The 11,909-nt window shown below is 38.2% G+C and carries 11 protein-coding genes; 7 read left to right on the forward strand and 4 right to left on the reverse strand.

Annotation, left to right across the window (positions count from 1 at the left end; all coding sequences use genetic code 11):
* Window positions 1–20: 20 nt before the first annotated feature.
* On the reverse strand, window positions 21–692 hold the full coding sequence (locus R2Q84_RS05790; protein ID WP_316815582.1) for a Uma2 family endonuclease: 672 nt from the start codon (window positions 690–692) through the stop codon (window positions 21–23).
* 427 nt (window positions 693–1,119) lie between these two features.
* On the opposite strand from R2Q84_RS05790, the gene R2Q84_RS05795 reads away from it, so the two are divergent.
* From R2Q84_RS05795 to R2Q84_RS05820, 6 genes are all read left to right on the forward strand, one after another.
* Complete coding sequence (locus R2Q84_RS05795) at window positions 1,120–1,926, forward strand: hypothetical protein (protein ID WP_316815583.1); 807 nt, start codon at window positions 1,120–1,122, stop codon at window positions 1,924–1,926.
* Between the two features lie 77 nt (window positions 1,927–2,003).
* Window positions 2,004–2,798: a thymidylate synthase gene (locus R2Q84_RS05800; protein WP_316815584.1), complete on the forward strand. Its 795-nt coding sequence runs from the start codon at window positions 2,004–2,006 to the stop codon at window positions 2,796–2,798.
* Window positions 2,795–3,280, forward strand: coding sequence for a dihydrofolate reductase (locus tag R2Q84_RS05805; RefSeq protein WP_316815585.1), 486 nt, complete (start codon window positions 2,795–2,797; stop codon window positions 3,278–3,280). Before R2Q84_RS05800 ends, R2Q84_RS05805 begins: the two co-directional genes overlap by 4 nt.
* Before the next feature lie 113 nt (window positions 3,281–3,393).
* Window positions 3,394–6,372: a protein translocase subunit SecDF gene (secDF, locus tag R2Q84_RS05810; RefSeq protein WP_316815586.1), complete on the forward strand. Its 2,979-nt coding sequence runs from the start codon at window positions 3,394–3,396 to the stop codon at window positions 6,370–6,372.
* Between the two features lie 244 nt (window positions 6,373–6,616).
* On the forward strand, window positions 6,617–7,942 hold the full coding sequence (locus R2Q84_RS05815) for an NAD(P)/FAD-dependent oxidoreductase (RefSeq protein ID WP_316815587.1): 1,326 nt from the start codon (window positions 6,617–6,619) through the stop codon (window positions 7,940–7,942).
* Window positions 7,920–8,795, forward strand: a complete 876-nt coding sequence (locus R2Q84_RS05820; RefSeq protein ID WP_316815588.1) for a hydroxymethylglutaryl-CoA lyase — start codon at window positions 7,920–7,922, stop codon at window positions 8,793–8,795. Before R2Q84_RS05815 ends, R2Q84_RS05820 begins: the two co-directional genes overlap by 23 nt.
* A gap of 8 nt (window positions 8,796–8,803) precedes the next feature.
* Here R2Q84_RS05820 and R2Q84_RS05825 read toward each other — a convergent pair whose 3' ends face one another.
* The 3 genes from R2Q84_RS05825 to fbaA form a co-directional block, all read right to left on the reverse strand.
* Window positions 8,804–9,229 carry a GNAT family N-acetyltransferase gene (locus R2Q84_RS05825; RefSeq protein WP_316815589.1) on the reverse strand — a complete coding sequence of 142 codons (426 nt, stop codon included), beginning with the start codon at window positions 9,227–9,229 and terminating at the stop codon, window positions 8,804–8,806.
* Window positions 9,207–9,689, reverse strand: coding sequence for a low affinity iron permease family protein (locus R2Q84_RS05830; RefSeq protein WP_316815590.1), 483 nt, complete (start codon window positions 9,687–9,689; stop codon window positions 9,207–9,209). The genes R2Q84_RS05825 and R2Q84_RS05830 overlap by 23 nt, the downstream gene beginning before the upstream one ends.
* 113 nt (window positions 9,690–9,802) lie before the next feature.
* Window positions 9,803–10,882 carry a class II fructose-bisphosphate aldolase gene (gene fbaA, locus R2Q84_RS05835; protein WP_316815591.1) on the reverse strand — a complete coding sequence of 360 codons (1,080 nt, stop codon included), beginning with the start codon at window positions 10,880–10,882 and terminating at the stop codon, window positions 9,803–9,805.
* A gap of 128 nt (window positions 10,883–11,010) precedes the next feature.
* Here fbaA and accD point away from each other — a divergent pair, with 128 nt between their 5' ends.
* Entirely contained in the window at window positions 11,011–11,856 is an 846-nt protein-coding gene (gene accD, locus R2Q84_RS05840) for an acetyl-CoA carboxylase, carboxyltransferase subunit beta (RefSeq protein WP_316815592.1), read from the forward strand.
* Window positions 11,857–11,909 lie beyond the last annotated feature (53 nt).

Consider the following 11,909-nt stretch of genomic DNA (forward strand, 5'->3'; position numbering starts at 1 on the left):
TACTTTTTCAATAATGAACACTATACTTCTTCAACCCTCATCAAACTGAATAACTCTTCTACATTTAAACGAAAACCTGGCAGGATATCCGATGTAAACTCACTACGACCTTCATAAGGTGCACCGGAAACAAATACACCGTCATGACTAAGCATATACTTTAATAAAGTACGTTCCTGGGGATGCACGATCCAATATTCCCGCACCCCATACTCCTCATAAATATCAAACTTGTTTTTCAGTTCCTTTCTGTTATTACTGGGCGATAATACTTCTACCACTATATCCGGGGCACCGATGCAACCCCGCCGATCGAGCTTAGTCTCATCACAAATCACACAAATATCAGGCTGAAGCACTGTATACACCTTATTATCCGCCTTGGATTTATCAGGAAACCGAACATCAAATGGAGCTGCAAATGCCTCACAACGATGATTTTTTAGATAAACGTAAATTTCAGTATATAAAAACCCAAGCAAACGCTGATGGTTTACCGAAGGTGCCGACATTTGAAACACCTTGCCCTTAATCAACTCCACCCGTTCCTCAAATTTCCAACGTAAATAACTTGCGTAAGAGTAAGTCGCAGACAAATCAATGTCACTTACTTTACTAATCACCGGCTCTTTTATCTGATAAGTTTTCCCCTTAACAGCGCCATTCAATTCTGTTGATTTCTTATTCTTCATAATGACAAAAACCACACAACAAAGATAAAAATTATTCACAAAATATAAAAATACTTTATTTTGATTAAAAACACATCCTTTCAATTAAAACAACCGTTTTATAGAAACAATAAAAGAAATGTAAAATAAATACCAATAAACGGCGACACATCAAAATTTTACATTTCATCAAACAATTTAACTGGAAATTCCTTTTAACTTCTACTTAGGTTTTTATTCCGGTTCTATTTGATACTGATAATGTTAGGAAAGCTTTCGGTATGTCTGCGCAGTGAGAGCGCCATGAGTCCGCGGTGAGTCCGCCTTTTTCCAGTAAAAAGGCGGACTCACCGTGCTAGGATTAATGAATGAATGCGCAGGCATACCAAACTCAAACCGAACTTGGATAAAAGACTGATTAACTTAATAATTAACTAAAAATAAAAAGATGGCAAAATTCGATGGAAAATACCTCAAAGGCCTTATTGGCAAAGTAGTCGTAAGAAGAGGGAAAAAAGCACAAATCATACAAACGGTCCCACGTGATGTAAAACAAACTCAGGCTACGAAAAAAGCTGCAGGAGTTTTTGGACAAGGCAGCATATTAGCAGGGACGATCAGGAACAACCTATACGCACTTTTCGGTAGCAATTACGATGGAGAAATGATCAACCGGCTTAACACTCCTGTAAGGGCGGTATTGAGACAGTGTTATAACCTTGAATCCGAACAGTTCAATTTTACTGAAGACAGTTTCAGCAGATTAGCGGGCTTCGAATTCAACAGCAAATCTCTTTTAATCAATCAGCTTTGGGTACAGCCCAAACTACAATATTCAGACAATGTTCTTACCCTAAGCATTCCCGAAACCCAAATTCCGGCACAACTTAAATTTCCGGCAACAGCCAATATATGTAAATTCACCCTTGCTGTATCACAAATCGCATTACATGACGGACTAAATCACGATCCTTTAGTCCGACAGATAGAGATCCACAAAAACCAGGGATTTATACCTGCTCAAGAGTTCAGCTTTGATGTGGCAGACGGTATTTTATGCATTGCCGGCATTGGCTTAAATTATTTTGCATTAAACAACGATGTAAAAACGGTAATAAATAATAAAGTATTTAACCCCGCAGGAATTATCGGCGCAATTATTACCGATGGGACCTTTATATTACCGCCCCCGACAGCCACCCCAAACAGGATAGAAGCGTCTCCATGGCAACCGGTCTTTAATATGAAAATATAAACACTTTCAAAAACATTCATATATATGTACTTTTGTAAAATAGGTGTCTTGTTCAAAATGACACCTATTAATAAATTATGAAGCAATATTTAGATTTAATGCAGCACGTGCTTGATCATGGCACACAAAAACACGACCGTACCGGAACCGGAACAATCAGCGTATTTGGCTATCAGATGCGCTTTAACCTTCAGGAAGGTTTCCCTATGGTAACCACAAAAAAACTGCATTTAAAATCTATCATACATGAACTGATCTGGTTTTTAAGTGGCGATACCAATATCAAATACTTAAAAGACAATGGTGTAAAAATATGGGATGAGTGGGCAGATGAAAATGGCGACCTGGGACCGGTTTACGGTTCACAATGGCGGTCCTGGCCAAAACCCGATGGCAGTCATATCGATCAGATCACACAAATTGTAAATACCATAAAAAACAATCCCGATTCCAGAAGGATCATTGTTTCTGCATGGAATGTTGCGGAAGTTGAAAATATGGCCCTCCCTCCTTGTCATGCTTTCTTCCAGTTTTATGTAGCTGATGGGAAATTGAGTTGCCAGCTTTATCAGCGTAGTGCCGATATATTTTTAGGTGTACCATTTAATATTGCCTCCTACGCCTTGTTAACCATGATGGTTGCCCAGGTATGTGGTCTGCAATATGGAGATTTCATCCACACCCTTGGTGATGCACACTTGTACAATAACCATATTGATCAGGCAAACCTTCAACTGAGTCGCGAACCTAAAACATTGCCGGTAATGCAGATCAATCCTGAAGTAAAAGACATTTTCAATTTCAAATACGAAGATTTCACTTTAACGGGTTATGATCCACATCCGCATATTAAAGGAGCTGTAGCCGTATGATCGTATCTATAGTTGTTGCCATTGCCGAAAATAATGCCATCGGTAAAGACAATCAGTTGTTATGGCACTTACCAGCGGATTTAAAACATTTTAAACAGATCACTACCGGACGCACCATTATAATGGGCCGGAAAACATACGATTCTATTGGCAAACCACTGCCTAACAGGCGTAATATTGTCATTACCAGAACTACAGGACTACAGATCCCCGGCGTTGAAGTCACAAGCAATATTGAAGACGCACTGGCACTATGCAGCGCAGAAGAAGAGGTTTTCATTGTAGGCGGTGCAGAGATTTACAAAGCTACCATGGAGGTAACGGACAGGATATACCTGACAAGGGTACACCAAAGTTATGAGGCCGACACTTTTTTCCCGGAAATAGATTTTAACCTATGGAATGAAACGGATGTAGAAAAACATCTTCCCGATGAAAAAAATCATGTAGCTTACACTTTTTCGACACTTTCGCGTAAATAGTTGAGCCCCTATAATAAAAAATCAATAAGGTGGCCTATTATTTAAAAAAATAATTAGATTTGCCGACTTGTTAAAAAAATATATAGCATATATAGACTAATAATTACAAACAAATGCAGGGTAAAGGTTTTATTAAATTTATGGCAATACTATTAGGTATTGTCTGTGTGTATTCTCTCTCATTCAACTTTGTTACCTCGAAAGTTGAAAAAGATGCAAAGGCTTATGCTAAAGGAGATGTAGAAAAAGAAAAAGCATATTTAGACTCGATGGCCACTGTGCCGGTTTATCCGCTTTTCGGTTTTAATTATCAGTTCTGTAAAGCAAAAGAAATTAACCTTGGGTTAGACCTTAAAGGTGGTATGAACGTAACGATGGAAATCTCGTTAGGAGAACTGGTTAAATCTTTAGCTGGAAATACCGATGATGTTAATTTTAACAAGGCATTAGCAACTGCACAACAGCAGTTAAATGCAGGTGGTAAAGATTTCGTTAGTTTATTTGTTAACGAGTACGAAAAACTTGAGCCAAACAAACAACTGGTAGAATTCTTTTCTAACCAGGACAATGCAAAACTGTTAAAATCGAATGCAAGCAATTCTGAAGTAAAAAGCTTTTTATCTAAAGAAGCAACCAGCGCTATCGATCGTTCATTCATTATCATCAGAAGTCGTATCGACGGTTTCGGTGTAGTGAGTCCGAACATGCAGAAACAAGAAGGTACCAATCGTATCCTGATTGAGATGCCAGGCGTGCAGGACAAAGAACGTGTTCACAAACTATTACAAGGTTCAGCAGAATTACAATTCTGGCAAGTTTATGCTAACGAAGAAGTATATCCTGTTTTAGAGAACATCAACAAAACACTTGCTTCTACTTTAAAAGATACTTCAACCGTTACAGGTGCAGCAACAGACACTGCAGCTAAAACTGGCAGTAAATTAGCTGGCTTAGCTAAAAAAACAGATGCTAAAGATTCAACAAGCTTAAAAAATCAGGAGCTTTCTAAAAGCAACCCATTATTTGCAATATTAAACATCCCTACTTATCAGGCAGAGAATGGTCAGCCTGCATTACGTCCGGGACCAGTTGTTGGATGGGTAGCTCAAAAAGATACAGCTAAAGTAAACGCTTTCTTAAAAAGACCAGAAATTGCTGCTATCATTCCTCAGACTTACAAATTCATGTGGAGTGTTAAACCTGCTGATTTAGGTGCACAAACTCCAAGTAAGATTTTTGAATTATATGCAATTAAAGTTACTTCTCTTGATGGCAAACCAGATTTAGGTGGTGAAGCGATCAGTGATGCACGTGCTGACTTCGATCAGAAAGGACATCCGGAAGTTACCATGTATATGACAGGTGATGGTGCTGCAAAATGGAAAAAAATTACTGCAGAAGCTGCATCAGATCCAAACAATAAAAAAGCAATCGCTATTGTTTTAGATAACACAGTATACTCTGCTCCTACTGTACAGAATGAAATCCCTAACGGTATTTCTTCTATCACTGGAAACTTTACACAAAATGATACACAAGATTTAGCGAACATCTTAAAGGCTGGTAAATTACCTGCTCCTGCAAGAATTGTTGGTGAGTTCGTAGTTGGTCCATCTTTAGGTGAAGCAGCTATTCACAACGGTTTATTATCGTTTGTACTTGCCTTCGTGGTGATCCTGATCTTCATGGCATTATATTATAACAAAGCCGGATGGGTAGCTAACCTTGCTTTGGTGATCAACTTATTCTTCATCATGGGAATATTGGTATCACTGGGTGCGGTACTTACTTTACCTGGTATTGCTGGTATCGTATTGGTAATTGGTTTATCGGTAGATGCGAACATCCTGATCTTTGAGCGTGTAAGGGAAGAACTTAACCTTGGTAAATCAACTCCATTGGCGATCAAAGAAGGTTTCAAACATGCAATGTCTTCTATTATCGATTCAAACGTTACCGTATTGGTATTAGGAGTTATCCTTTATGTATTCGGTAGCGGTCCTGTTCAAGGTTTTGCAACTACCTTGTGTATCGGTATTTTATCTTCATTATTCTGTGCGGTTCTGATCTCACGTTTAGTGTTTGATACTTTATTAGATAAGAAAGTTGACATTACTTTTGGTAACAAATTCACTATCCACGCATTCAAAAACATTGCTTTTGACTTCGTAGGCCATAGAAAATTATATTACATCATTTCTACAGTAATCATTCTTTTAGGTACTGTATTCTACGTTAAACATGGTGGTTTAAACTTAGGTATCGACTTTAAAGGTGGAAGAACCTATATCGTTCACTTCGATAAGGGCATGCATACTGAAGATGTTAAAGAAAAATTATCTGCAGTATTCCCAGAGTCTGAAACCATCGTAAAAACCGCTGGTGGAGATGATGAGTTAAAAATTACAACTACTTACCACATTACTGATACCGATACTGAAGCTGACAAAATTGTAGAATCTGCATTAAAAGACGGTTTAGGTAAAACAGGTGTAAATTTCAAAATCGTAAGTAATGAGAAAGTTGGTCCGATCATCGCGAGCGACATTCTTTACAGTGCTTATGGTGCAATCTTGTTCTCTTGTTTAGTGATGTTTATCTATATCGTGGTAAGGTTTAAGAAATTAAACTACGGTTTAGGTGCGGTTATCGCTTTGTTCCACGACGTATTATTGGTATTGTCATTCTATACTATATTAGACGGTGTATTGCCATTCTCTTTAGAAATTGGTCAGGATTTCATCGCGGCAATCTTAACAGTAATGGGTTATACCATGACAGAAACGGTTGTTGTATTCGATAGGATCCGTGAGAAATTAGCAGAGCAAGGTAAAGAAGACCTACATGGAAAAGAAAGAGAAAAACTAATCAACTTTGCACTAAACAGTACATTGAGTCGTACTATTCTGACTTCATTAACTGTATTCTTTGTATTGTTGGTTATCTTCATTTTCGGTGGCGCAAGTATCAGAGGATTTATCTTCGCCTTGTTAATTGGTCGTATTATCGGTACATATTCATCATTATGTATCTCTACTCCTATTGTACTTGACTTAGGTGAAGCCAAAGTAAAAGACAAAAAAATAGCATAATTAAGTAATTACATATTTATGATAATTAAAGGCATCCTTTTTGGGATGCCTTTTGTGTTTATATTATATATAGCTATACATTTTGTTAGATCGGTCGTCATCCTGAATTTATTTCAGGATCTCACAACAGAAAGGCGGAATAGCGGATTCGAGGTACTGAAATAAATTCAGGATGACGACCGCGTTATGATAACTGGATTATAATATATTAATTTTATTATAATAATTACTGAAACCCGATATTATGGAGCAACATTTCCCAAAAGGCAGCAAACCAAGAATTGTAATTGTAGGAGGTGGATTTGGAGGCATCGAATTAGCTAAGAAACTGTGTAGTAAAGCGGTCGAAGTGATCATGCTTGATAAACACAATTACCATACTTTCCAGCCTTTACTTTATCAGGTGGCCACGGGAGGTTTAGAGGCTGATTCTATCGCCTTTCCATTAAGAAAGATCTTTAAAGGGCACAAAAATCTGAGCTTTAGGGTAACCGAAGTAAAAAAAGTGAACGCCAGCAAAAACACCATTGAGACCACGATTGGTCCAATTGAATATGATTACCTGGTATTGGCTACCGGATCTACAAGTAACTTTTTTGGGCAAAACAAAATTGAGCGCAATGCCATGCCCATGAAATCTATTCCGGAAGCTTTAAACCTGAGAAGCTTGATTCTGCAAAATCTGGAAGCAGCACAGATTCCCGGAAACCCGGAATTACAGAAACAGTTGATGAACTTTGTGGTAGTTGGAGGTGGACCAACAGGTGTGGAAACTGCCGGAGCATTGGCCGAGTTGAAGAAACATGTACTAAAAAGTGATTATCCAGATCTGAACATTAATGATGTAAATATATATTTGATTGAAGGTTCTCCGGAATTGTTAGGGAATATGTCTGTTCAGTCCCAGCAAAAATCAGCTGAATTTTTAACGGAACTGGGCGTAATCATCATGAACAATTCCAGGGTTCAAGATTACGACGGGAAAGTTTTAAGCTTGCTGGATGGTCAACATATCCCCTCTTCAACTGTAATCTGGTCGGCCGGTGTAAAAGGTGTAGTACTTGATGGGCTGAACACCGAAATCATAGTCAGAGGAAACCGTTTGAAAGTAAATGAAGTAAACCTTGTTGATGGTTACACTAATATTTATGCCATTGGCGATGTTGCGGCCATGATCACCCCTGAATTTCCAAATGGGCACCCAGGTGTAGCCCCAGCCGCCATACAACAAGGAAAATTACTGGCTAAAAACCTATTAAATGTCATTGAGAAAAGACCGCTAGAACCTTTTGAATATACCGACAAAGGCACAATGGCCACTGTTGGAAGGAACAGAGCGGTTGTAGACTTACATAAAATTAGATTTCAGGGTCTATTTGCCTGGTTTACCTGGATGTTTGTACATTTGATGACGCTAGTAGGGTTTAGAAATAAACTGGTCGTTTTTGTAAACTGGGTATGGAGCTATTTTAGTTACGACCGGGGTACAAGACTTATTATCCGACCATTTATCCGCCCGAAAGATTTAGAAGAAATAGAGACTCCTCATGACTCAACAACAAACCATTAAACTGATTGAATGTCCGCGCGATGCGATGCAAGGCATCCACGATTTTATAGATACAGATCTTAAGGCGGCTTATATTAATTTATTGCTGCAGGTAGGTTTTGATACGATAGATTTTGGCAGTTTTGTATCGCCGAAAGCGATCCCCCAATTGCGTGACACCGCTGAAGTTTTAGCTAAGCTTGATTTAGGAAATACCAATTCAAAGTTACTAGCTATTGTAGCCAATTTAAGAGGTGCCGAAGAAGCAACAGTTTATGAACAGATTAGTTATCTGGGCTTTCCCTTTTCCATCTCTGAAACCTTCCAGCAGCGCAATACCAATTCGAGCATCTCACAATCTGTTGATACAGTAAAACAACTTCTGGAGCTATGTGACAGGCATGATAAAACTGCAGTCATTTACTTATCAATGGGTTTTGGCAATCCTTACGGAGATGACTGGAATACGGAAATTGTAGAGAAATGGGCGAATGAGCTGATTGGCCATGGTGCAAAAATCCTGGCTTTATCTGATACAACCGGCATGTCGACACCAGAAAGAATTAAAGAAATTGTACCTGCTCTTATTAAACGGGTTGAAAACTTAAACCAGGGGATTGAAATTGGTTTACACTTACACAGTACGCCTTATACACGATTTGAAAAGATAGCAGCGGCTTATGAAAGTGGCTGCAGGCGTTTTGACAGTGCCTTAAAAGGTTTTGGAGGCTGTCCGATGGCTACTGATGACTTAACTGGCAATATGGCTACTGAAGACCTTATCAGCTATTTAAACAGCAAGGGCGAGGTATTAAACCTTAATATGGAAAAGTGGCAGGAAGCCCTTGCTTTCTCTGCCAGAATATTTCATTAAGCCTGTTTTTAACTCTTTTTCACCATTTTCATGTGTTGTATTCCTGCTTCATCAAAAGGCTCCCCTTCTGCAATAAAGCCAAAGCGGGCATACAGCGGCAAAGCATGTATTTGTGCGTTTAAGTAAATGTAATGGGCGTCATCAGGTAAATCAGCCAGGACTGCTGCCACAAGGGCCTGTCCTATTCTTTTCCCCCTGAATTCTTTAAGTACGGCAAAACGTTCCAGTTTATAACCTTTATCAGTTTTACGCCAACGACAGGCACCACAAGCTTCGCCATTTATCTCTGCAAGAAAATGAATTGATTCCTCTTCATTTTCCCACTCCAGCTCAGGTGGACAGTTTTGTTCATGTACAAAAACCTGTTTTCTTACTGCAAATACCTTCTCCAGTTCTTCCTTATTTTTAACCTTATTTATGAGCAGTGTTTCCATGACTTTTTATTCTTATTTTTTTAATACTCTTTTTTATTTCATTAATCTCCTGAGCAGCATCTATGGAATGTGAAGAATGGATATCGCTTTCTTTTTTGGCTAGGTCTGCTAAGGTTACATAAAATTTGTGTAGCTGATCCAGCTCCCTTTCTGTCAGATCCTCAATATCTACCATCCTGTTGCTGGCATGCTCATGGGCAGCAATCAGCTCATTTAGCTTTAACTGAATTGCTTTACCGTCTTTATTCTGTGCTTTTTGAATTAAAAACACCATTAAAAAGGTAATAATGGTAGTTCCTGTGTTGATAACCAGCTGCCAGGTTTCAGAATAATTAAATATTGGTCCGCTTAAGGCCCAGATGACTACAATGGCGGTAGCGGAAATAAAAGCTGCAGAACTACCTGTAAAAGTTGTGGCTGCATTCGAAAAACGCTCAAAAAAGTTATTATTATTTTTCATAAATTGGGATAAGTACAATTAAGTTTATTCAAGTTAAACAGATTCCTACTTAAGTACAAAAAAAGCGTCATAAGGTTTGACCTTATGACGCTTTAATTAAGTATATATTGTGACTACAATTTATCGCTTGCGTTTTTGCAGTTTAAATCTTCAAAAGCCTGTGTTAAACGTTTAACAAATTGCTCTTCACCTTTACGTAACCAAACGCGTGGATCATAGTATTTTTTATTTGGTTTATCATCTCCGTCCGGATTACCAATCTGTGCCTGAAGATAAGCTTCGTTAGCTTTATAATAATCAAGAATACCTTCCCACATTGCCCATTGCATATCTGTATCAATATTCATTTTAATGGCACCGTATGAAATAGCTTCTCTGATCTCTTCCTGAGAAGAACCAGAACCACCATGGAATACAAAGTTGATTGGCTTTTCAGCTGTAAGGTTAAACTTCTCTTTGATAAAATCCTGAGAGTTTTTAAGAATTACTGGTTGTAATTTAACGTTACCTGGTTTGTATACACCGTGTACATTACCAAATGCAGCTGCAACAGTAAATTTATCACTTACTTTACTTAACTCTTCGTAAGCATAAGCTACTTCAGAAGGCTGAGTATATAATTTAGAACTATCTACATCACTATTGTCTACGCCATCTTCTTCACCACCTGTTACACCAAGCTCGATTTCGATAGTCATACCCATTTTAGCCATACGAGCTAAATACTTAGCAGAAATCTCCATGTTCTCTTCGATTGACTCTTCAGAAAGATCAAGCATGTGAGATGAAAACAGTGGTTTACCATGTTCTGCAAAGAATTTCTCGCCGTGATCTAACAAGCCGTCAATCCATGGTAATAATTTTTTAGCAGCGTGGTCCGTGTGTAATACAACTGCTACACCATAATGTTCTGCAAGTAAATGAACATGTTTAGCTGCCGATACAGCACCTAATACACATGCATTTAAATTATCATTATTTAATGTTTTTCCTGCATAAAACTGCGCACCTCCGTTAGACAACTGGATCATAACAGGTGAATTAACTGCCTTAGCAGTCTCCATAACCGCATTAATGGTATTTGTGCCTGTAACATTTACTGCTGGTAAAGCAAATTGATGTTTCTTAGCCTGCTCAAACAATTCCTGAACAGCATCGCCGTAAATTACGCCTTTATAGCCTTTTAAACTCATTATTTTTAATTTTAGATATGCCGAAGTTATGAAAAATATAAGTTCAGGCAAATTAATTTAGGCTAAACTACCTTAAACTGTTCTAATTTTTTTTTGTTTCTTTGTACTCGCATTTTTCAACAAATAACATGGCTTGGTTTAAGAGAGAAAAAAAAGGTATCAGTACGTTAACGGAAGAAAAGAAAGAGGCACCAGATGGTTTATGGAACAAGTGCCCGAATTGCAAGAAAGCGTTACACAGTGCAGACCTAGTAGAAAATAAATATGTTTGTCAATACTGCAGTTATCATCTGCGTGTTGGCTCAAAAGAATACTTTGAAGTATTATTCGACAATAATCAGTTTACTGAACTGTTTGCAAACCTGACTTCAGGTGATCCGCTAAATTTTACGGATAGTAAACCATATACAGACAGATTAGTGGAGAGTCAGGCTAAGACTGGCTTAAAAGACGCTATTAGAGCTGCTCATGGGAAAATAGAAGGTGAAGACCTGGTAGTTGCATGTATGGACTTCAATTTTATTGGTGGTTCTATGGGTTCTGTAGTAGGTGAGAAAATTGCCCGCTCTATTGATTACAGTATTAAACATAAAATTCCTTTCCTGATGATTTCAAAATCAGGTGGTGCAAGGATGATGGAAGCAGCATTTTCATTAATGCAAATGGCTAAAACATCGGCAAAACTGGCTTTATTGAGTCAGGCTAAAATTCCTTACATCTCATTGTTAACCGATCCTACTACAGGTGGGGTAACCGCTTCTTATGCGATGCTGGGCGATATCAACATTGCTGAGCCAGGTGCATTGATCGGCTTTGCAGGGCCAAGGGTAATTAAAGAAACCATTAAAAAGGATTTACCTAAGGGCTTCCAGACTGCTGAATTTGTACTGGAACACGGATTTTTAGATTTTATTGTTGACAGAAGAGCGATGAAAGCAAAACTGGCGGCATTTATCAAAATGATGAAAAACTAATAGATCATCGACTCATCGATAAAGGCGAATCGAATATCAAAAAAGGGGATTGT

This window comes from Pedobacter nyackensis (genome assembly GCF_032678475.1).
GTDB classification, from domain to species: Bacteria; Bacteroidota; Bacteroidia; order Sphingobacteriales; family Sphingobacteriaceae; genus Pedobacter; species Pedobacter nyackensis_A.

Coding starts and splice junctions, on each gene's coding strand:
- R2Q84_RS05790 (WP_316815582.1), bottom strand. CDS start 692: ATGAAGAATAAGAAATCAACAGAATTGAATGGCGCTGTTAAGGGGAAA.
- R2Q84_RS05795 (WP_316815583.1), top strand. CDS start 1,120: ATGGCAAAATTCGATGGAAAATACCTCAAAGGCCTTATTGGCAAAGTA.
- R2Q84_RS05800 (WP_316815584.1), top strand. CDS start 2,004: ATGAAGCAATATTTAGATTTAATGCAGCACGTGCTTGATCATGGCACA.
- R2Q84_RS05805 (WP_316815585.1), top strand. CDS start 2,795: ATGATCGTATCTATAGTTGTTGCCATTGCCGAAAATAATGCCATCGGT.
- secDF (WP_316815586.1), top strand. CDS start 3,394: ATGCAGGGTAAAGGTTTTATTAAATTTATGGCAATACTATTAGGTATT.
- R2Q84_RS05815 (WP_316815587.1), top strand. CDS start 6,617: ATGGAGCAACATTTCCCAAAAGGCAGCAAACCAAGAATTGTAATTGTA.
- R2Q84_RS05820 (WP_316815588.1), top strand. CDS start 7,920: ATGACTCAACAACAAACCATTAAACTGATTGAATGTCCGCGCGATGCG.
- R2Q84_RS05825 (WP_316815589.1), bottom strand. CDS start 9,229: ATGGAAACACTGCTCATAAATAAGGTTAAAAATAAGGAAGAACTGGAG.
- R2Q84_RS05830 (WP_316815590.1), bottom strand. CDS start 9,689: ATGAAAAATAATAATAACTTTTTTGAGCGTTTTTCGAATGCAGCCACA.
- fbaA (WP_316815591.1), bottom strand. CDS start 10,882: ATGAGTTTAAAAGGCTATAAAGGCGTAATTTACGGCGATGCTGTTCAG.
- accD (WP_316815592.1), top strand. CDS start 11,011: ATGGCTTGGTTTAAGAGAGAAAAAAAAGGTATCAGTACGTTAACGGAA.